Raw genomic sequence first — 21,799 nt, 5'->3', positions numbered from 1 at the left:
TCATTTATTTTATTTGAATCCCCGTTGCAATACATTTGCGTTCATTCCTTTTCCTGTTCACACCCCCATTAGTTTAAAGGCGAAGAATTCAAATGAGTTTGATCTATCTACGGTTTTTCATAGATTTAGTTTGATCCTAACAAATTGTAACTGCCCTACCCCAGAAAAGCCACTTATTTTTTCTTTCATATTCGGAGTATAAGACATAGAGTTAACTGTAAGTCAAATCATAATTTTAAAGCAGATTAAGCAAAAACACCTCCAAGAAGATCTCCCTATCTGTCGACAAGGTTTCATTTTCTTGAAGGTGCTTTGATTTGGATTTGTCTCAATCAAAACATTGAATTATTTATTGAACGTGACATTCTCCGAACCGCCCTCAAGAATAATAGACGTGTCCCGCGGCTTCGTTTCCGCGATTTTACGGCCACCTCTGTACGAATAAAGTACGCCGGCCTGTTTGCGAATAGCCTCATATTCGTTCTCCGCTTCAAGAACGATGAAATTGGCAGGCTTACCTTCTTCAATGCCGTACACATCTTCGATATGGAGCGTTCTTGCGCTATTTTTTGTAATAAGATCAATCGAGTTCACGATTTGGTCGTAACCGAGCAGCTGTGAAGCATGGATCCCCATGTGCAGCACCTGAAGCATGTTGCCCGTACCTAGCGGATACCATGGATCGAAGATGTCATCGTGACCGAAGCACACGTTAAGGCCGGCTTCCTGCAATTCTTTGACACGAGTCAGCCCTCTTCTTTTCGGATACGTGTCGAACCTTCCCTGCAGGTGGATGTTGACGAGCGGATTGGAGACGAAATTCAGGTCAGCCATCTTCAGCAATCTGAACAATTTGTACGTATAGGCATCATTGTATGACCCCATCGCCGTTGTATGGCTTGCCGTCGTGCGGGAGCCCAGTCCGCGTTCATAGGCTTCTTTGGCAACGACTTCCACGAAACGGGATTGCTCGTCATCAATTTCGTCGCAATGGATGTCGATAAGACGGTCGTATTTTTCGGCGAGATCAAACGCGACCTTCATCGAATCGACGCCATATTCCCTTGTAAATTCGAAGTGTGGAATACCGCCGACCACGTCAACGCCCATTTTCAGCGACTCTTCCAGCAACTCCACACCGTTCGGATAAGAGTGAATGCCTTCTTGAGGGAAAGCAACAAGCTGGATATCCATGTAGGGCGCCATTTCTTCTTTTACTTCAAGCATCGCTTTAACAGCGGTAAGGCTTGGATCGGTGACATCCACATGCGTCCGTACGTGCTGGATGCCCTGGGCCATTTGCCATTTAAGTGCCGTTTTGGAACGTATTTTGACGTCTTCATGCGTCAGGGAAGCCTTGCGTTCCGACCAGCGCTGGATGCCTTCGAACAGCGTTCCACTCAAATTCCATTCCGGTTCGCCTGCCGTTAACGTAGTATCCAGATGAATATGAGGTTCAATGAACGGCGGCAGTACAAGTGAACCGTTGACGTCAAGCACTTCCTCATTTGCCGTTGCTATCAGCTCCTGCGTAATTTGTACGAACTTTCCGTCCTTCACGACGATATTCCATAGACCTTCTTTACCCCGCAATTTTGCGTTCTGTATAATCATTCATTTTCCCCTTTTCTTTGTTGGATTCTTTCGAAGGAACGATCAGCATCAGCACGATGTAGGCCACCGCCGTACCGATCAGTGCATTTAAAGGTGTTACTCCTGGTGCCAGCTGGGCAAATGCAACACCGATGGCCCAAGCTGCCATCGCTACCCAGTTTACCGTTTTAAAAGTCATGTCAGCAAACGGTTTATAGTTTCTGCGCTTCACGAAGAAATAGTCCGCGATGATAATGGCGCCGATCGACGGTATTGCCGCGCCCAGCACATTCAGGAAACTCACGAAATTGTTGTACATCCACATGGCAAATACGGTACCCACGATGCCATTGACGATAACGAAGAATTTTTTCGAAATTTTAGTGATATTGGCAAAGCCCAAACCGGAAGCGTATAAGGCATTATCGTTGGTCGTCCAGATATTGAGTCCAAGTACGATGATCGCGGGAATGAGCAAGCCTTGCAGGAACATGACCTCCGAGATATCTGCCAGGTTATAAGCCATTGCACCGACTGCACCGAACAGGAACATAAGGGAGTTCCCCAGAAAGAATGCAATGACAGTTGCTGTAACCGCCTGCCGGGACGTCCGGGAGAATCGGGCAAAATCGGGCGTCAGCGTTCCGCCACTAATGAATGAGCCGATACAAATGGTTAATGCTGCTGCCGCAGTGAGCGACTGTGACGGGGTGTAATCGAGCATGCCTTCCAGACCGCCCAATGTACCTGCACCTTCAAACATGGAGTAACCGCCGAGAATGGCAATCGCCGGAACTGCGATATAACCCAGGATGACGAGTGACTTCATGCCGAAGATGGCTGATGCCGTCATGGCTAGACCAAACAGTAAGATCAACAGGTACACGTTCCAGTCCATCGCTTTGGCGACCGGAATCGCGAACATGGCCACACCTACCCCGAACCATCCGACCTGTGTGAAGCCGAGCAGGAACGAAGGCAGGTAAGATCCTTTCTCACCGAACGCGTATTTAGCCAGCAAGTGTGTGGACAGCCCCATTTTGGCGGCGATATGTGCCAGCGCTCCCGTATAGATACCGAGCACCAGATTGCCCGCAAGCACGATGCCGATGAACTCCATGAACGTTAAGCTGACTCCAAGCGTCCCCCCAGCCAGCATGCTTGCCGAGAAGAAAGTGAATCCCATCATCACGGCTAACGTCTTCCAAAAATGGTTTCTCTGTGCTTTCGGCACCTCTTGCCACGAAAACTCTTGATCTTGTTTGCTCATCAGAATACCTCCAACTTAAAGTGTCCTGATACCAAAAAAAGCAGAAAAAGAGGCTACTCGTCAAGTCTCAAACTGACAAGTAGCCTCTTTTCACATCATAACCCGCGCGAAGACACAGAGCATCCCTGACGGGATATGCCCTGATTCACGCGTGATTACAAAAATCCGCTGCCCTTGCCAGCCTCTCTGGACTGAATTAAAGGTACCAGTATTCAATTACATCCCATTATTTTCGAAAAACCTATCGTTGTCAATGTCATTATTATCCAAAATAATTAAAAACCCTCATTAACCAGCATCGTCTACTTTACTATGAAACGCTGTAAATGTTGGTTTGATGCTGATCGGCATCAGTCCTCCATGTTATCCGTCTAAAAGTATTTTTTTTATTTTCTATGAACATCATATAATCGAATTTCAATCACTTCTGCCCGATCTCCGCCGTGCGTTTCATTGATGACAACTCTAATCCGGTCTGACTGTATCGGATTCTCAAGTCGATGGATCTTTTTGCGAGCACGGTTATGGTTATCACCAGCAAGCCTTACCCACTCCCCATTTATATATGCCTGCACCTCATATGTCTTAACCATCTCCGGAATAATCAAAAACGGAGTTTCGTGATGATGCAAATTAATCAAATCCTCATTAACATCGTCATTAAAGGTAAGGTGGATTTCCCGGATATCCACTGGTTCTGGAAGCTTGACTTCAATCCATTCTTCACGGTCGTTTGCGATTGGCTCCGATACCCACAGCTGCGGACCTCCAAACGGACGAACGTAGCCGTTGATGACTTTATCAGGTGAATAAGCGCCGGTCTCAACTGCAAAACAGAATGGTTTTCGGACAAGGCCCTTCATTGACCATTCGATAACGGGCTGATCCGGCTGATGCTCCTCCAGATCCGAGCTGACTATGGGTTTGACTCCCCGCTCGAATGCGAGGACGCCGCTAACCGGAACAGCTGATGTAAAGAGACTGACTGCCTCATTCGCACGAACAATGATAAATACATTGCAAGGATCGCCTCCAAACATTGAACAATCTGCAGGCACATCCAGCCATTGCTGTTCACCTATATCGACCTGGATCTGCAAAGCTTGTTTGAAGTTTGCCGGTACATAATTCTCAGGGCGCCCCGTATCCCACAGTTCTATAGTCAGACTTGTCGCCTCCCGGGCGGAGACCAAGAGAGTCAATCCTTCAAACCCAGCATCGGCCGGAAACAGCCATCCAACGTCAGCGACCAGACGGTACTCCTCGGAAGGTTCATTGAGCCAAATTCGGGTCATCGTGCTTGAAGCCGTGATGGTTCCCTTTCTCGCAAGATCAGCAGAATCAACATTGCGCAAACCTATAATCGAGGCGTCGGTCCGCAGCATCGTTTGCTGCAATTCGGTCAAATGCTGCTCACGCAGTTCACGAGGCGTGATGCCCTTGATTACCGACAAGGCAGCGCCTACACCTGCCGCTTCCCCATTACCGCACAAGTTGCCATGACACGGGTTGTTCCGAATGCAACATGCGATGCACTGATATTACGTCCCGCAAACAGCAGATTGCTGACATTCCGGGAGTACAGACATCCAAACGGAATATGATAAATGCCATCGGCATGCAGATGCTTGGATCCACTCTCGGTTGCGTACATCCCTTGTGGAGGATGCAGGTCGATGGACCAACCGCCAAAGGCGACCCGGTCTTCAAATGGGCGCTGAGAGATGACATCATTTTGCGTCAGGATCGTATCACCAAGGAAGCGGCGATACTCGCGTTTACCTGGAATCGAGCCTACCCATTCCAGCGTCATATTCTCGGCTTGAAACTTGCCGGAGTTCTTAATATAATCCCAAATGCCATAAATAACAGACCATAACTCATCCCGGATCTGCTCGTTCTCATGTACCGTATCCAGCTCACCGCCCCATTCAATCCACCAGTAATGGCAGCCGGAATCTCCGCTGCGGATCACACGCTTTATCGGAATAGAGGTTGTCGTAATGTCTTTAGCAAACGATGGAGCAACAAATCGTACCGGTTTTCCGGTATCTTTCGTATAGAACAACATTGTACTGCCTAGCGTAATATCATCAGCAACATCCGGTGCCCATTCTTCACCGAACTCATGTCGAGCTTCACGACCAATCCGGTATGCTGCTCCAGCGAGAAATCCGATGAGTCCGTCACCGGTACAATCTAGGAACCTCTCGCTTTCAAACGTAATCTCACGCTCGGAGCCCATCATCCAGCCCTTCACGCTGCGAATGATCCTTGCATTCTTCTCACCGTCTGCTTCTACTTCTCTAACATCCGTATTCATAAACAGCGTCAGATTAGGTTCGGCTCTTACCGCCTCCAGCAGCGTAATGTCCCACAAATACGGATTTCCTTCCGGATTCCGGTATTGATTCTGAATGAACAATTCACCCATAATGCCGGTCTCCCGGGCATAACGGTTCACGCCATGCCCAGTTGCACCGCATACCCATACACGCACCTCCGAGCTGGAGTTGCCGCCAAGTACAGGACGATTATGCACGAGCGCAACCTTTTGTCCTAATCTTGCCGCTGCAATAGCAGCACAAATCCCGGAAAGTCCTCCGCCAATGACCGTAACATCGAATGATATCGTTTCGCGTTTCATCATATAAGCCTCCTTTGGATTAGCCTTTTACAGCCGAACTGGATACGCCTTGAATGATATATTTCTGACCAAGCAGAAAGATCAAAATCATAGGGATGATTGCTGCCGAAGAAGCTGCCATCATGCCGTTATAGTCTACGTTGTTTTCCAGCACGAAATTTTGTAGACCTAGAGGAATTGTATAAAGCTTAGGACTCTGTAAGAATACCAGCGCATTCTCATAATCATTCCATTGCCAGGAAAAATCGATAATGGCAAACGTTGCAAGCGCGGGTTTGGCTAACGGCAACACCAGTTTGAAGAAAATTCGAAAATGACCGGCACCATCGAGAAACGCAGATTCTGTAATCTCCTTCGGAATACTGAGAAAGAATTGGCGCAGCATAAATACGCCAAAGATCGAGAACATGGCAGGCAGAATTAATGCCCAATGCGTGTTATAAATATGAAGCCAGTTAAACAGGATAAACTTCGGAACAAAAACGACTTGAGGAGGAATCATCATCATGGATAGATACACCAAGAAGAGTGTATTGCGTCCCTTAAATTCCGTACGTGCAAAGCCATAAGCCGCAAAAGCAGACATAAAAACGGCACCCGCTGTACCAATCACGGCAATCTTAAGGGAGTTCAAATAGTAAGGGAAAAAACTATAGTTTCCTGTCCAGATCCGCTTATGACTGGTCCAGTCCAGCTTCGAAGGGAGCCATTGGCGGAATACTTCACTTGGGGTCTGAAAGGAAGTACTGAGCATCCATAAAAAAGGGACGATCATAAACAACCCTGCAATCAGCATAAGGATTGTGACGGAAAGCTTAACCGAGCGTATCTTAGTTGTTCTAAACATAGAGCCATCTCCTCTCTAGTAATGGACCCAGCGTTTTTGGCCGACCCATTGCATAATGGTAATGATGAGAATAACCGCAAACAGGAACCAGGAAATGGTTGACGCATAACCCATCTCATAATAACTAAATGCCGTTTTGTAGACGAACAGCGACAGAATCGTGGTGCTTCCGCTTGGCCCGCCACCTGTAATCGCCTGGATGAGAGAGAAGGATTTAATGGTCATAATCAGCCCCGTAATCAAAAGCATAAATGTGGTTGGACTCACAAGCGGCCATACAATTCTCCATGTAATAGTTGCTTTCCCTGCCCCATCGATACGTGCCGCTTCAAGCTGCTCGGTCGAAATCTCCTGCAGGGCCGCCAAATAGATAATCATGTTGTAGCCTAACATAAACCAGATTTGCACAACGTCGATTGCATACATCGCCGAGCTTGAATCGGCGAACCATCCTGGAGGTGATTCAATTCCGATAAAACGAAGGGTTTGATTTATTGGCCCCTGGGACGGCTGGAACAGCAGCATCCATACAAAAGCAACGGCAACCCCGCTTGAGATGTATGGCAGGAAGAACATTCCTCTAAGCAATCCCTTCAAATACACGTTCCGGTTGAGCACAAGGGCAACAAGAAACGCAATGGCTAATGAAACTGGAACGGACAACAGGAATATGAGCGTATATTTGATTGAAGCATAGAACTGATCATCACCAAAAAGGCGTTTGATATTATCTAATCCGGTGAACGTCCAATTCGGATTAGCGAATTGATAGTCCGTGAACATCATAAAGAAAGAGTACAAGGCAGGCAGAATAAAAAATGCCAGGATACCCAGCATATTAGGCAAAATAAATGCGTAGCCAACCCAGCCTTGTTTCCGAATCCAGCTGTTCCTTTTCACAGAAAACACTGCCTTTCTTCTCGTATGGAACTTTGTAGATACAACAAAGAGAGAAGAAGGAAGCGGAAGATCCTTCTTCTCTCTTAAGGATATTATCGATATTCGATTATTTGATATAATCCTGATGGCGTTTGGCCATATTCTTAAGCGTTGTATCGATATCCTGCTCATTCAGGAAGTATTTCTCGTATTCTTCCTTGCGGGCATCCAGCGCTTGCTGCGGTACATTCAGCTGGAACGATGGGAACTGACCGAACACTACGCTATTCATGGACTCTGTATCGTATTTGTCTTCAACACCCTTGAGCAGTAAGTCCATTGCCTGCTTGTTATCAACACTCTTTGAGGATGGAAGACGTCCCCGCTTGCCATCGGCAGCATTCCGCCGTCGGCATACCACTTTGCGAATTTCCATGCCGCATCCTGATGTTTGGATTTTGCATTAACCGAGAGCATGTCACCTAAACCGCCTGCATATTTATAATCCTTTTGATCGGCGGATACTTTGGGAATCGTTGCGAATGCGATCTTGAAGTCATGCGGAAATTCCTTCAGGTTATTTGCGTTGCGGAAAATAAATTCTCCTGCGGCTAACATGGCTGCTTCGCCTTTCAAGAACATGGTATCTACCGGCATCTTGCTTGTTACTTGTTCTCCATATTCCGGTGTCGATTTGTCCACAAACATCATGTCATGCACGATTTGAAGTTGCTTTTTCCAAAGGTCATTATTGAAGTTAGATGTTCCTTCCGGTGTGGTTACGCCAAGACCCGCGATGGTACCATCAATTGCAGCGGTAAAGGCAGCATCATGCTGCATAAGACCGTAAACATTCGATTTTGTTAGCGCTTTCGCATATTCTCTCAAGTCGTCCCAGGTCCAATCGACGGGAGGAATCGGTAAACCGGCTTCATCCAGCATGCTTTTGTTTAGCCAGATGAACAACATATTTTTCTTTGTCGGGATGCCATAATATTTATCTCCTATTTTCCATTGAGCGGCATCCACTCCCATTTGCTCGTCGATGTGGTAATCTGTTCTGCTGCTCAGATCCAAAGCGACTCCTGCATCAACACGCTTCTGTAAGCGGTTAATCGTGTAGTTGATAAATAAATCCGCATCCTGACCCGTCATGAGCGCTGTATCCAGCTTCAGGTTGCCGGGGTCATCATTTACATAACGGAAGTACTCAACCTGAATATCTGGATTTTCCTTATTCCAGCTGTCAATCACTTCTTGAGGTCCAGCCTCGGCAGGAACAGCTCCCCAAAGCGTGAGGTTGATAGTCTCACCGGAATTTTCTTTTGCCGATCCTGCATTTGCTCCCTCGTTGCTGTTAGCGTTTCCGCACGCGCTGAGCATCGAAGCTGCCAAGGTCGTGATCAAAGCTGCCTTTAACCAATTTCTACGTTTCATGTACAGTCCCCCTTATCGAGTTGATAAGCTGCTTGCTACGTCTTTAACTTTATCACCAGTCTGCCATTGGGGGTATGAACGGTGTTTGGATATTCATAGAACGATTTTTTGTTCTTTCCGGTATTCGTTCGGAGTTAATCCGCACCACCGTTTGAATATTTTAATAAAATAATTGTCGTTCTCGAAGCCTACCAACCGGCCAATTTCACTAACTGTTTTCTCCGTCTCTGTCAGCAGCATTTTTGCTGCTTGAACACGGCGGTTTTGAATAAAATGCGTCATCGTAATCCCCGTCTTTTTCTTGAATAAGTCACTAACATAACTGGCATCCATGCGAACATATTCAGCCAATCTCTTTAATGTCACATCCTCGGCGAAATGCTCCTCAATGTAGGTGATCATTCGATTCAGCTCCGGATGATCCGTTGGTTCTTGGGCAGTCTTATCTGGGAACCACTTATCTGCCAGGCGAAGCTTATCCATTCTTGTCAGTTCTCCGGCTACTTTGTCCATGGTTTGCGTGAGTTCCTTCAAATCCAGAGAAAGTTTCATCAAATAACCCGAGGCACCGTATTCCAACGCTTGTCTGGCATATTCGAATTCACTTACTGCCGTCAACATAACGAACCGACATTCGCAGCCTTCCTTTCTCGTCAGCTGGAGTAACCGGACGCCATCCATTAACGGCATGAAAATATCCGAAATGACCACATCAGGTTGCAGTTCACGGATCAACTGCAACCCCTCCTCGCCGTTTACCGCCTCGCCTATAATTTCAAACGGGACATTCGCCTTCGCAAACAATTTGCGTAAGCTTGCTCTCGCGTACTGTTCATCTTCAACGATCAATGTGCGCCACAATGGTGTTCGCCTCCTTCAAATATGGTTTGGATAACAATAATGGGAAATGCATGATAACTTTCGTTCCTTCGTCCGTCGACTCCAATTGAAGTCCTGTTGGCTGGTTCTTAAACATAAGCTCCAAGCTTTCTCGAAGGTTTTGTACGCCAATGCTTTTTCGTTTCCGGTAGAACTGATTCGCCTGCGATTTCTTAATCCCCATGCCATTATCCACAACTTCCAAGATAAGCAGCGAATGGTCGCATGATGCACGAATGTCGATCCGCCCCTCAAGCTGTGTTTGACCAAACCCGTGAATCAACGAATTTTCTACCAGCGGCTGCAGGCAAAATTTCGGAATCAGCGCATACTCCAGATCCCTGGACACTTCATAGTGGAGCTCAATACCATGTCCAAATCGTTTCCGTTGGATATCCATATAGGATTCAATGAGTACAATTTCCTCCTTCAGCAGAATAAGGTCAACCTCCAAATTCAGCGTTGTTTCTAATATTTTTCCTAGTGATACACAAATCTCGTAAATCTCATCTTCGTCCTTATCCAGTGCAATGCTCTTAATTGTATTCAGCGTATTGAGCAAAAAATGTGGATTCATCTGACCCAGCAACACCTGAAATCGGACAAACTGCTTTTGCCGCTCCTCAAGCTTTAACTGCTCCAACAAATTATTGATGTCTGCGATCATGAAATTGAAGCTTCGGGTTAGCGCCAGCAATTCACCTCTTCCCTGTTCCGGCAGCTTTGTCTTCAAGTTCAATTTCACTGTGGTCTCCATCTTGCGTTGAAGTTGCTTTAATGAACCGGTAACGGTTGAAGAAATGAGGTAAGTTAACAGCACAAACAGCAGCAGGATGGCACCGTATACGGTATAAAACCTCAGCTTCTGTTTGTTCACCTCTTCAAATAACAAGGAAAGAGGTATCTTTTTCACAAGATAACCATCAAGCTCTTGAATTTTGCTATAGGTATACAGCATGTGATTGTTCACAATGGATTGGGAAGAGGAATCCTGTCCCTGTTCCTGGCCTTGGCTCTGACTTGCTGTCGCTATGGCAGATGACACGGTAGAGGGCACGTCCTCCCCTAACTTTGATTGAAGCATCGTATTTCCATGTCCATCCAGCAGAAAATAGGCTCCTTCCCTATCGCTGCCGAATGGATTTTTTTTCGTTTTCTCCTGAAACCATTCTTCATAATCGATACTAAAACGTCCGTAGGCGAATGGTTGTAATCCGTCGTCCCGCAGCACTTCATAAAGGCTCAGCATCCGATTACCATTTCTCTCACGAACGCCGGTCGTCAGATCATTGGATTTCCATACGTACCGCTGTCCCTCAGCCCTCTTTAGCTCCTGTACCCAAGGCTCGGTGCTGATGTGGGCATAGTTCAGAGAATTCTCCGGCGTATACGATGTGTAAGCGTTTCCTTTTAAATCGATCAATGTGTAGAATACCGTAGCACCTGTAAGGAAAAAACTGTTTTCAATACTAGCGAATTTATTTTCCACAATCCGCTTTCGATGGATGGCATCGTATAATTCCGGCTTCTGCATCACTTCGCGAAGGACAGAATCCTGATCCAGCAGCATCCCAGTCTTCATCACAAGACTCATCAAATCGATAAGATCGGCTTTGATTCCTTCGAGCTGCTTGACGTTACTGTCCGAAGCGTCCCGCTGAAGCATCATTTCTGTTTCTCGGAAGTTGTAGAGGAATAATATGGCTATGGGCGCGAGGAGAAATAACAGGAAGGAAAATAAAATCCGGTGTTTAAAGGTGCCAGGGGTTATTCGTTGCAGCCATCGGGTCCACATGATTATTGCTCAGCCCTTCCATCGGTGTATACCTCCCAATTTACTGAAGGTTACGCCTGATCGCAATAGTAAATTATAAGCGCTAGATGAGGAGTTGGCGGTGTTCTCCTCTTTCTTTTGAGTAAAAAAACGACAGCCAAATCATTGACTGTCGTTAGGTTCTTTCTGCACTCATTTTTTTGCATTGGTGAGCTTAATAATATGACTTGCTGTAGATTCATCCGTAATCAGCATATTGATGTACTCTCCGCGTACAGCTGCCAGGATGCAATCAATTTTGTGAAGACCAAATGCCATACCCACCACTGTTTTTGTCTTCTTTAACTGCTCAAGTCCAAGACCAATCACTTTGTGATTGATGGGGTGTTCCGTAACCGTGCCTTCACGGGTGATAAAACAGAATTAATATCCGCAACCGTATTCAATTCTTCTAACTCAGCTAATACTTGCTCGTTGAGATAACCTGAGCGTTCCATTGTTGACATCGAATACGGATTCCCGATCCCTACAAGTGCGAGGTCGATATTCTCTCCCTCTTGAAGCACGGCCGAGATATTGGGCATGCCGATAATTTGCTCTCGCAGCTCTTCTGTTTCAACGACTGCAGGAGCATACAATGTATCACAGGTCACGCCCAACTTTTTGGACAACTCATAGGCTATTTGGTTTGAATGCATTTCATTTCGATAATTTCCTGTTCCGCCAACGAGTGGAATGATTTTGACATTCTCTTTTTTCTCCAGAGGAAATTCCCAAACCATATGATACAGCGTATTGCCCAGGAAACACCTACACGATCTCCGTTTTTGATTAATTTCAGAACAAATTGTGCTGCTGCCTTACCCACGGCACTCGATAACAATTCTTTGTTGAGATCCTTGGTTGGAACAACTAACGCTTGCTTCAGATTGAACAGACCTTCCAGCTCGTTCTCCAATTTGGAGACTTCATGATCATCATCGTGAATGACAATTTCAATAATTCCTTCTTCCCGGGCACGCTGGAGCATCTTGGATATGACTGGCCTGGATACACCCAACTTCTCGGCAATCTTCTCCTGTGTCCAGGATTCGTAGTAATACATTTTACAGACTCTTACCATATTTTTGCGTTCGTCTATGTTCACATACAAGTCCGCCTTTTGATTTTATAGTTCCATCCGTACATATGTCCCACTATAGAATGGCACTCACAGTCGAGTCAAGCAAGGAAGATATGCCCAATGGCATTTTACACAAGATTGACATTCGTTTGACACGTAAGTAATAAAGCCTTCTTACAATTGTAACTGTACGGAACATTTGTAAAGGATGCAGAACAAGACAGACTGAGGTGCAAAAGATGAATGTGAAAATTTTAGGTTACTGGGGGGATATCCCGCCGCAGGAGGAGCTACTGCGGGTTACCTTGTAACCACAGATGAAGGACAAATTTTGCTGGATTGTGGCAGTGGCGTCATGAGCAAGCTCCCTCCGAGACAGTTGTAGAGGCACTATCTGGTGTTATTCTGTCTCACTTACATCATGATCATATCGCAGATCTTGGTGTGCTCCAATATGCTGCTGCCGGCGCCATTCGCAATGGACGTATGTCGCATAAACTGAAGCTGTATGCTCCGGATAATCCCGTTGAGCTTCTGAGTGGTCTTCGTGGTGAGCATACCGAGGTCATTACCATTGATCCTTCAACCACGATTCGACTAGCAGGTGCAGAGATTGAATTTGTACAGGTGCAGCATACCATTACGTGTTATGCCGTCAAGATCACATATAAAGGCAAGGTGCTGGTGTATTCCGGCGATACCTCCTATTGTGATTCTCTTATCGAACTTGCACGGGATGCTGACATTTTTTTATGCGAGGCTACCATCTGTGAAGGCAGTGTGCATACCACCGGCCAGGGACATATGGATGCACTTCAGGCAGGCATGATTGCTGGACAAGCCAATGTAAAACAGCTCGTCCTGGTTCATCTTCCCGGGGATGGCAATCTCGAGTTGATGCGCCATGAAGCAAGTCGTTCCTATGGGGGACTTGTGGATATACCCGAGCCACTGCGAATGTATACCGTGTAAGCTATTTAATCGGGGGATCTTCTCATGTACAAATTGTTGGCCCTTGATCTGGACGGCACGATGCTGAATCCGGACAAAATAATAACCCCCATGACACGAAGCTCCATCAAGCAACTCATGTCAGGGAATGTGAATGTCACCATTGCATCCGGCCGATTTCCCGCTTCCGTATGGCTTCATGCCCGGGAAGTCTCCATGACTTTCCCACTGGTTGCACTTAACGGAGCGGTGACCGTAGATCCGGTGACAGGTGAAATGCTTGAGGGTGTTCCACTGAAAACGGAAGATATTCTGCTTATGTTGGATGTTATCCAGCAAGAAGGAGCCTACATTCATTTCTATGGATACAATGTGCTCTATGTTCAGGAAATCAATGATATCAACAGGAATTGGGCCTTGAACAATGTCGTCATCCGACCCGAATTAGAAGGATCGGAAGAACGGTACAAGGATCAGGCTGATCTTATTCAATTGGTCGAGGTCGGACAGGATTTCAGAGCCTTTGTACGCAATATGCCGAACATGCTCTACAAAGCAGCTGTCATCTGTAAGGACCATGCCTCACGCGAGAAACTGTTTCATACCCTTGGCGGGTTAGGATTGTTTGAATGCACGCGAACTGGAAGTTTGCGATTCGATGTCAACTCCGCTGGAATTAGTAAACGTGAAGCTCTAGAGAGATTATGCCGTGCACACGATATCGAACCTCAGCAGGTTGCGGCTGCCGGGGATTATGATAATGATCTGGATATGTTGCAATGGGCAGGAATCGGTATTGCCATGGGCAATGCCGAGTCTCATGTGAAGGAAGTAGCGGATATAGTTACGGGCAGCAACATTGAAGACGGGGTGGCACAGGCCATCCACAATTACTTGCTCTAATCGATTCTCATTTCTGAAATAGTATGACTTACTGAACGATAAGATAGGCACCCAAAGGAGAGATTATCTGTGATTCCATTTAAAAAGACGTTACTACTGCCCCTGCTGGCAGGCATGATTGTGTTCAGTGGTTGTTCCGCTCAAGGACAAGCCACACCAGATCAAGGCAATTCAGGCGCAGCTTCAAATTCGGTATCGGGCAAGCTATCCTTCTATACCTCCCAGCCTGAAGAGGATGCAGGCAAACTGGTCAATGCTTTTAACCAAAAATATCCCGATGTTCAGGTTAGCATCTTCCGTTCTGGAACGGAGGAAGTCACAGCCAAAATTCAGGCAGAGCGCCAGGCCGGCAAAACTCAAGCGGATGTACTCCTGCTGGCGGATGCAGTTACCTTTGAAAATCTGAAAAGCGATGATCTTCTGCTCGCTTACAAGTCACCAGAATTAAGTCAGATTCCGACAGATCTTGTTGATCCGGATGGCATGTACGCTGGTACGAAGGTGATGGCAACGGTACTGGCTACCAATACCCAAAAAGTCACAGCACAACCAACTTCCTGGCAAGTGCTGACCATGCCTGAGAGCAATAATGCAAGTATCATGCCGAGTCCTCTATACTCTGGTGCGGCAGCTTACAACATTGGTGTCTTCAGCCGTACAGATGGATTCGGATGGGATTTTTTGCAGGAGTCCAAGATGAATGGCATGTCCGTCATTAAAGGTAACGGTGCCGTAATAAAAGCTGTAGCCAGTGGTGAAAAATCGTATGGGGTCGTTGTTGATTACCTCGTGGCCCGAGAAAAAGCAAAAGGTTCTCCGGTTGAACTGATCTATCCAGAAGAAGGTGTTCCGATCATCACTGAACCGATTGGGATCATGAAAGAAGCTGCCAATGTTCCTGCTGCCCAGGCTTTTGTGGATTTTGTTCTCTCTGAAGATGGCCAGAAGCTGTCAGCCGAGATCGGATACTCCCCTATTCGTGAAGGCGTTGCTCCACCTGAAGGACTTAAAGGTGTATCGGAAATGAAGATTTTGCCTGGCGATGCAGCCAAACTTGCAGTTGATCGCGAAACAGACAAACAGCAATTCATTAATGTGTTTGGCGAGTAAGGATTGGAGCTGTTCTTATGGAGAAAGTGAAAACAAATAGAATGGTTCTGCGGGGACAAGGAAAAGGGCGCAAGCCCTTTTCCTCCCTCTCCGACCTGTTACGTTGGAATCGACTTGCAGCCCTGTTGGGTGCAGCAGCCGTACTGATATTTTTTGTATACCCCATCCTGAAGCTGGTTCTTCTCAGTTTTCAAGGCGAGCAAGGTTTAACGCTATCTCACTATAGCGAATTACTGCAACAGGACCGTTTTTGGTCCACATTACGCAATACCGTATTTATCGTTACCGGTTCTACGGTGCTCTCTCTGGTGCTCGGAACAGCACTGGCCTGGATCGTTGCCTACACGGATATCCGGAATAAGTCCGCCCTGCATATGGGGATTTTACTTTGTTTTATTCTACCCTCCTATGTTCTTACGTTGTCCTGGTCTTCTTTTACCGGATCACAGGGATGGCTTGCGGGGGTACTGCAATGGATTCATCCCGGGCTCGCCCCATGGAGTATGTACAGTTTAGGTGGAATTGTATTTGTTATGGGTATTCATCATTTCCCGCTGGTGTACATGTTCACACTGGATGTACTGCGCAAAATCCCGCGTGATCTGGAATGGGCGGCAAGAGCTGGAGGTGCCGGAAGGATGGAAGTTTTCCGTCGCATTACATTGCCACTTGCCCTGCCTGGCCTGACGGCTGGAGGATTGCTTGTATTTCTGGCTTCGCTGGACAATTTCGGCATACCGGCCTTTCTCGGCACACCTGTAAACATTTCAGTTCTCAGCACGCTTATATATGAAGAAATTATCGGGTTTGGACCTTCGGCATTCGCCCGTGGTGCATCCTTATCTGTGCTGCTCGGTGCAGCTGCGGTAGTCGGAAGTCTATTGCAATGGATGCTTTTGCGCAAAAATCATACTTCCGACACGATGCAGCCCGATCTGGCCCCCAGATATGCTTTGGGTCGCATGCGGAAGCCATTAACATTGGCTATATGGTCGGGTCTCTTGCTGATTACTATTGTTCCATTGTCTTCCATGTTCTCGATGTCTTTCAAAAGAGCCTATGGGCTCGGTCTTACACGTGCCAATATGACATTAGACAATTACAGATATATTCTCTTTGAAAATGAGCGTGTGTGGCAGGCGATCCAGAACAGTCTTGTCCTCGCCCTCGTCACGATGCTCGCTTGTCTGATTATAGGCTCAGGATTTGCATATATACGGGTACGTAAGCCTAATCGATTCAATAAAATGGCCGAGCTGGCCACTGCTGTTCCTTACACCTTACCTGGTATCGTGTTCGCCCTGTCCATGATTCTGGTATGGATGGAGCCGATCCCTGGCTGGAACCCTGGCATCTATGGGACGATGACCATTTTGTTTATCGCATATATCTGTCGATTTCTTATTCTTCAGATTCGTTCAAGTGTCACTTCATTCATGCAACTGGATTCATCGATGGAGGAGGCTGCACGGATCTCCGGGGCAGGTTTCTGGCGCAAGTGGACCTCAGTTTTGCTGCCATTATTGCTGCCGGGTATTCTGACAGGAGGCATGTTGGTCTTCCTGACTGCCCTGACCGAGCTTACCGTATCGGCACTGTTATATTCTTCGGGTTCACAGACTATTGGTGTCACCATATTTAGTTTTGAGCAGGCAGGGGATACCCTCTATTCAACCGCATTGTCCAGTCTGATTGTCGCACTTATTGCGGCAGGAGGAGTAATATTGCTCATCGCTCAGCGATGGGCTGCACGTAAGGGAGTGAAGTCATGAGTATCCAGATCAAACAGGTTAGCAAGTCCTTCGGCAGTTTCCAGGCACTTCATTCCATTGACTTAACGATTAAGGATGGAGAATTCGTAGCGATTCTTGGACCGTCAGGTTGTGGGAAAACAACATTGCTGCGCATTCTTGCCGGATTCGAGCAGCCGAGCAGCGGCGAGGTTCTCATGGATGACCTGGTGGTTGCAGGCTCAGGGACATTGCTTCCCCGGAAAAACGAAGAATCGGCATGGTCTTCCAGTCCTTTGCGCTGTGGCCGCATATGAATGTGGCTGAGCACATCCGCTTCCCCATACGTACACACAAATCAACACCTTCTCATATTAAAAATAACGAACAGAACCGGATCCATGAAGTTCTGAATATGTCGGGACTTTCACATCTGGCAGACCGCATGCCGCATGAGCTGTCCGGGGGACAAAAACAACGCGTCGCTATCGCACGGGCCATCGCTCCCCAGCCTTCACTGCTGCTGATGGATGAACCTCTCAGCAGTCTGGATGCCATGCTTCGCATGGATATGCGACGTGAGATTCAACAGGTACACCGAAATACCGAATCGGCTGTAGTCTACGTTACGCATGATCAAGGCGAAGCCCTTGCTATGGCTGACCGCATCATCGTTATGAAAGATGGACGGATTGAGCAGGCTGGAACGCCGCAGGAAATTTATTTGCGGCCGGAGACCGAATTCGTAGCGAGATTCGTTTCAAAATCCAACTTGGTCACAGGTCACTGGGATGCAGATGTCTTCATGCCTAAGGGCGGTACGAATATTTCCTGGCCTGGCAAGCAGGTTGCGAACTATTTCAAATCACACGGCTTATATCCCGTCAGGCCGGATCAGTTCCAGCTGCAGCCTTCAGGTAAAGCGGGGATATCGGGTGAGATTGTCAATGTCCAGTTTCAAGGGAAAGAATTTCATTATGACATCCGCAGTGATGACACACGTTGGGAAGTCATCTCTCCCCTTCCATTCTCCCTGAACGACCAAGTGAGTCTGAGTCTTTCTTCCGTCAGCGGCGAAGGAGTGTGACGTTTTGATTCAAACCAAGAAACTGATTTTCTTTGACATCGATGGTACTCTTCTGGATCGTCATAATCGGATTCCCGCTTCCGCGAAGCAAGCCGTTCAGACGTTAAAAGAAGCCGGTCATACGGTAGCTTTGGCCTCAGGACGATCTCCGTTCATGTTGGAACAGGTTCGCCTTGAACTTGGACTGTCGTCTTATGTTAGCTTCAATGGACAATATGTGATTCATCAAGGGGAACTCATTCACAGCAATCCCATCCGCTCGGATGCTTTGAATCAACTGTCTGCATTCGCTGGCTTATACGGACATCCACTCGTCTATCTTGATCATTCGCAAATGAGCTGCAGTCAGGATTATCACCCCCATGTAGACCTTTGCCTAACTTCGCTTGGAGTGACCCACCCTGGGGTTAATCAGCAATTCTGCAAAAACAGACTTATCTATCAGACGATGCTGTTCTGTTCACCAGAAGAGGAATCATCCTATCGCGAAAGGTTTCGTGATCTCCACTTTGTCCGCTGGCATCCGTTCTCCATGGATGTTCTGCCTGCGGGGGGCTCCAAAGCGGAAGGTGTTTCCAAACTTGCTGCCCGAATCGGATTTTCCCCTGAAAATGTGTATGCCTTCGGTGACAACTTCAATGATATGGAGATGTTTCGCTATGCAGGCTGTAGCATTGCCATGGGCAACGCCCCGTATCCTCTGCAACAATTAGCTTCCCATGTGACGACCCATGCAGAGCAAGACGGGATTTGGCATGGTCTGAAATGGGCTGGATTATTATAGAAGGAACAGTCCCCTCCCCGTTATAAGTTACACCAGTCATACGAAAAAAAGACGCTCCCGGTAATTGAAGTGCACCCCTTAGAATAGACATTGGAAAAACCCCTGGGTTTAGCCGATGAAATTCTAGGGGTGTATTTTTTTATGGCGATTAAGGGACAAAAGTTTAAAACGTATTCGGAGAAGATAAAAAATGAGGCTATTCGTTTGCATACGGTTGAGGGGTGGACTTATCGAAAGATTAATGAACATCTGGGGATTCATGATCCAGGACGAATGAAGCGCTGGATGCGAAAATATCGGGAACAAGGTGAGTTTGGACTGATGGATCAGCGAGGTCGACGTAAAGAATACTTGGATCAAGACCGCTTTGTACAAAAACTGAAACGGGAGAATGAGTTGCTAAAAAAGTGCTTGGTCATCTGGAAGGAGGAAGCAAACAAGAAAGATTTCAGATCATAGAAAAAGTAGCGGCATACGGTGATATCCAGAAACTTTGTAATGTGTTTGGCGTGTCACGGAGTGGATTTTATGCCTATGTAAAACGTAAACGATTCGATCGCGACGCAAAGGCGAAGAAACAAGTGCTTCAAACGTATCAACGATATGAAGGCAAATATGGTTATCGGCAGCTCCAGTTGTTCCTTTGGCAAGATCAGGGGATTTGGATGAACCACAAAAAGGTGCTCCGCCTGATGCAAATGCTCGGTATTCAATCTCGAATCCGTCGTAAACGGCGCTCCAGCAGCTCGTATACACCTGCGCAGCGTGTAGCAGAGGACCTCTTGAAGCGAGATTTCAGTGCAGAAAAACCGAATCAGAAATGGGTAACGGACATTACCCAGTATCGTGTAGGAGAGCGCTGGATATATCTTTCAGCCATAAAGGATCTGTTTAATAACGAAATTGTGGCTTACGAAATAGGCGAACGCAACGACAATGAACTGGTGCTTCGCACATTCAGCAAGGCGTTTGCGAAGCAAAAAGACGTGACCGGACTGGTCGTTCATAGCGACCAAGGATTCCAGTACACGTCTCATGCTTACCACGACATGCTGCCAAAGGTTGGCGCCCGAATCAGCATGTCTCGCCGAGGAAATTGTTATGACAATGCCTCGATGGAGAGTTTCTTCTCGCATCTCAAAACGGAAGGACTCTATCCTTATCATATCCGAACGCTTAGCGAAGCACAAAGCAAAATCGAAAAATATATCCGTTTTTACAACCGAAAACGGCCACAACGGAAACTAAAAAAACTGACGCCGGTAGAGTACCGACGCCAGTTTGCAGCCTAGGGTCTTTTTATAATGTCTACTAAATGGGGTCTTGACCAAATCCAGGAACGTCTTTTTTTCTTGAATAAGTCGGCTTTAAATGCAACAGGCTGTTCCTTTAACGTTGAATGATTTCAATTGCCTGCTGACTGATTAGGAACCGACTCGACTTCATAGGTACTATCGTTGGAAACACTCGAAACACCTGTCAGACTGGCAACGAAGGTTGTAACACTCTGTGGTGGCAGCGTAGCTGTAAAAGCACCACTGGATACACTAATGGGTGATCCTGCCTGCAGGTTTCTGCTGACGTCCGTGACCCAGGAGGAAACTGTCGAAGCATTGCCGTTTTGCAAAACAAACCTTTGACTTGCTGACGAGGTACCTCTGTTGATTGCAACGATAACGACCTTGTTATCTCCTTTGTAAGCTGAGGTATATGTGTTCGTATCCGGATTTTTGGTTGCGTCAACCCTGACATAACCTGGACGAATGAATTTGGAGAAATGAGCCATATTGTAACCGCGCTTGCTAATCGTGCCGTCCTCTTTCATCGGACCGTACTGCCTGCGGATATACCACCAGACATAAGCCTGAAAATCTGCTTCTACCATAGCATGGTGCATATGATAAGAGACGTCGAGCGCTTCTGGCCAGAGGTCAGCCGAATTATTGTTGCTGTTTGGATAATAAACTTCAGTCATCCAAAGTTCTTTCCCTGCGCCTTTCTGTTTGAACAATGGATAAGGGAAGTTGCTGAACTGTGTTCCATACGTATGGGCACCGAGAATATCCATATTGGCAAGAGCCTGCGGGTCATTCAATATCGGATCAGACATGTTTTTTAAATATTGGAACGATTCGGGTGCCATCACCTTGGTGTTGTTGATTGATCCGGCATTTTCTTTCATAAACCGAAGCATCTCCTCAGGCGTCCACCAAGTCCAATCATGTGCATAATCCGGCTCGTTTTGTACGGAAATCGCATACAGATTTACACCATTATTTTTCATATAGGTTACAAAATCATTCAGGTGCTGCGCATATGCGGCATATTTGTCGTATTTGAGTCGTTTGGCATTTGTATCCCCGTTGCGATTAAAGGTTTCAATCATGTCACTGGGCGGATTCCATGGTGAAGCAAATACGAGAGCGCCCTGCTCAATGGCACGTTTGGCTGTGGGGACTTCGCGATACCAGTTATTCCGATCCGGGTCGACATAAATTCGCAGTATAGAGAAGCCGAGTTGATTCTGACCGTTACCAAAAGCGGTTTCCCGTTGCGCCGCTGTAAGGTCTCCGATCCAGGCAGGATGATTAATCCCTCCAAAGCCCCGTATAATCTGTTTTTCTGCCGACAGGTTAATTGTTACATCACTCGCTGCAGACACCTTCGCTGGCATTTGTGCCGTGATCATAACGGGCAGAGCAGTCAAGCAGGCAAGTATTACGCTAATCGTTTTTTTGAAACGTACACTCATTAACCTCACCCTCCTCTTCAAATAAAGAATCCT

At 46.8% G+C, this 21,799-nt stretch carries 19 protein-coding genes and 2 pseudogenes; 9 read left to right on the top strand and 12 right to left on the bottom strand.

The genetic code is table 11. The annotated features are described in order from the left end of the window. Positions 1 to 345: 345 nt before the first annotated feature. The 11 genes and pseudogenes from ACTWJ7_RS17890 to ACTWJ7_RS17840 form a co-directional block, all read right to left on the bottom strand. On the bottom strand, positions 346 to 1,614 hold the full coding sequence (locus tag ACTWJ7_RS17890) for a cytosine deaminase (RefSeq protein WP_301877079.1): 1,269 nt from the start codon (positions 1,612 to 1,614) through the stop codon (positions 346 to 348). After that, positions 1,583 to 2,863: a cytosine permease gene (codB, locus tag ACTWJ7_RS17885; RefSeq protein ID WP_079349005.1), complete on the bottom strand. Its 1,281-nt coding sequence runs from the start codon at positions 2,861 to 2,863 to the stop codon at positions 1,583 to 1,585. Before codB ends, ACTWJ7_RS17890 begins: the two co-directional genes overlap by 32 nt. A gap of 386 nt (positions 2,864 to 3,249) precedes the next feature. Beyond that, a pseudogene (locus ACTWJ7_RS17880) lies at positions 3,250 to 5,510 on the bottom strand (FAD-dependent oxidoreductase). 19 nt (positions 5,511 to 5,529) lie between these two features. Continuing rightward, positions 5,530 to 6,357, bottom strand: a complete 828-nt coding sequence (locus tag ACTWJ7_RS17875) for a carbohydrate ABC transporter permease (RefSeq protein WP_285075471.1) — start codon at positions 6,355 to 6,357, stop codon at positions 5,530 to 5,532. 15 nt (positions 6,358 to 6,372) lie between these two features. Continuing rightward, complete coding sequence (locus ACTWJ7_RS17870; RefSeq protein WP_301877081.1) at positions 6,373 to 7,257, bottom strand: carbohydrate ABC transporter permease; 885 nt, start codon at positions 7,255 to 7,257, stop codon at positions 6,373 to 6,375. A 106-nt stretch (positions 7,258 to 7,363) separates the two neighbouring features. Beyond that, positions 7,364 to 7,528, bottom strand: a complete 165-nt coding sequence (locus ACTWJ7_RS17865; protein WP_443145713.1) for a hypothetical protein — start codon at positions 7,526 to 7,528, stop codon at positions 7,364 to 7,366. Beyond that, the gene (locus ACTWJ7_RS17860) at positions 7,525 to 8,673 is read right to left on the bottom strand and encodes an ABC transporter substrate-binding protein (RefSeq protein WP_443145712.1); all 1,149 of its coding nucleotides are present in this window, start codon (positions 8,671 to 8,673) and stop codon (positions 7,525 to 7,527) included. Before ACTWJ7_RS17860 ends, ACTWJ7_RS17865 begins: the two co-directional genes overlap by 4 nt. A 93-nt stretch (positions 8,674 to 8,766) precedes the next feature. Then, a complete protein-coding gene (locus tag ACTWJ7_RS17855; RefSeq protein WP_079349009.1) occupies positions 8,767 to 9,534 on the bottom strand; it encodes a response regulator transcription factor in 768 nt (255 codons plus the stop codon). Next, positions 9,512 to 11,221: a cache domain-containing sensor histidine kinase gene (locus ACTWJ7_RS17850; protein WP_301877085.1), complete on the bottom strand. Its 1,710-nt coding sequence runs from the start codon at positions 11,219 to 11,221 to the stop codon at positions 9,512 to 9,514. The genes ACTWJ7_RS17855 and ACTWJ7_RS17850 overlap by 23 nt, the downstream gene beginning before the upstream one ends. 297 nt (positions 11,222 to 11,518) lie before the next feature. Then, positions 11,519 to 11,695 carry a sugar-binding domain-containing protein gene (locus ACTWJ7_RS17845; RefSeq protein ID WP_443145711.1) on the bottom strand — a complete coding sequence of 59 codons (177 nt, stop codon included), beginning with the start codon at positions 11,693 to 11,695 and terminating at the stop codon, positions 11,519 to 11,521. Further along, positions 11,692 to 12,431: pseudogene (locus tag ACTWJ7_RS17840) on the bottom strand (sugar-binding transcriptional regulator). Before ACTWJ7_RS17840 ends, ACTWJ7_RS17845 begins: the two are co-directional and overlap by 4 nt. A 357-nt stretch (positions 12,432 to 12,788) precedes the next feature. On the opposite strand from ACTWJ7_RS17840, the gene ACTWJ7_RS17835 reads away from it, so the two are divergent. The 9 genes from ACTWJ7_RS17835 (at position 12,789) to ACTWJ7_RS17795 (ending at position 20,306) form a co-directional block, all read left to right on the top strand. Beyond that, positions 12,789 to 13,421, top strand: a complete 633-nt coding sequence (locus ACTWJ7_RS17835) for an MBL fold metallo-hydrolase (protein ID WP_443145710.1) — start codon at positions 12,789 to 12,791, stop codon at positions 13,419 to 13,421. Positions 13,422 to 13,445: 24 nt separating this feature from the next. After that, positions 13,446 to 14,303 carry an HAD family hydrolase gene (locus ACTWJ7_RS17830; protein ID WP_301877089.1) on the top strand — a complete coding sequence of 286 codons (858 nt, stop codon included), beginning with the start codon at positions 13,446 to 13,448 and terminating at the stop codon, positions 14,301 to 14,303. Positions 14,304 to 14,417: 114 nt separating this feature from the next. After that, complete coding sequence (locus ACTWJ7_RS17825) at positions 14,418 to 15,413, top strand: ABC transporter substrate-binding protein (RefSeq protein ID WP_443146390.1); 996 nt, start codon at positions 14,418 to 14,420, stop codon at positions 15,411 to 15,413. A 17-nt stretch (positions 15,414 to 15,430) separates the two neighbouring features. Next, positions 15,431 to 17,185 (top strand): ABC transporter permease, encoded by a 1,755-nt coding sequence (locus tag ACTWJ7_RS17820; protein ID WP_301877091.1) that lies wholly within the window; start codon positions 15,431 to 15,433, stop codon positions 17,183 to 17,185. Continuing rightward, positions 17,182 to 17,460 (top strand): ATP-binding cassette domain-containing protein, encoded by a 279-nt coding sequence (locus tag ACTWJ7_RS17815; protein ID WP_443145709.1) that lies wholly within the window; start codon positions 17,182 to 17,184, stop codon positions 17,458 to 17,460. The genes ACTWJ7_RS17820 and ACTWJ7_RS17815 overlap by 4 nt, the downstream gene beginning before the upstream one ends. Continuing rightward, positions 17,424 to 18,230 carry an ABC transporter ATP-binding protein gene (locus ACTWJ7_RS17810; protein ID WP_443145708.1) on the top strand — a complete coding sequence of 269 codons (807 nt, stop codon included), beginning with the start codon at positions 17,424 to 17,426 and terminating at the stop codon, positions 18,228 to 18,230. Before ACTWJ7_RS17815 ends, ACTWJ7_RS17810 begins: the two co-directional genes overlap by 37 nt. 7 nt (positions 18,231 to 18,237) lie before the next feature. Then, the gene (locus ACTWJ7_RS17805; protein ID WP_301878380.1) at positions 18,238 to 19,014 is read left to right on the top strand and encodes a Cof-type HAD-IIB family hydrolase; all 777 of its coding nucleotides are present in this window, start codon (positions 18,238 to 18,240) and stop codon (positions 19,012 to 19,014) included. A 141-nt stretch (positions 19,015 to 19,155) separates the two neighbouring features. Further along, positions 19,156 to 19,473, top strand: a complete 318-nt coding sequence (locus ACTWJ7_RS17800) for a helix-turn-helix domain-containing protein (RefSeq protein WP_079350485.1) — start codon at positions 19,156 to 19,158, stop codon at positions 19,471 to 19,473. Continuing rightward, a complete protein-coding gene (locus tag ACTWJ7_RS17795; protein WP_301877092.1) occupies positions 19,422 to 20,306 on the top strand; it encodes an IS3 family transposase in 885 nt (294 codons plus the stop codon). Before ACTWJ7_RS17800 ends, ACTWJ7_RS17795 begins: the two co-directional genes overlap by 52 nt. 113 nt (positions 20,307 to 20,419) lie before the next feature. Here ACTWJ7_RS17795 and ACTWJ7_RS17790 read toward each other — a convergent pair whose 3' ends face one another. Then, a complete protein-coding gene (locus ACTWJ7_RS17790; RefSeq protein ID WP_301877093.1) occupies positions 20,420 to 21,766 on the bottom strand; it encodes a glycoside hydrolase family 30 beta sandwich domain-containing protein in 1,347 nt (448 codons plus the stop codon). Positions 21,767 to 21,799: the final 33 nt, after the last annotated feature.

It is taken from the genome of Paenibacillus sp. 1A_MP2, assembly GCF_052244825.1.
GTDB lineage: Bacteria > Bacillota > Bacilli > Paenibacillales > Paenibacillaceae > Paenibacillus > Paenibacillus vandeheii.
The sequence above is the reverse complement of the archived record's forward strand: the minus strand, read 5'-3'. Positions and strand labels throughout refer to the sequence as shown.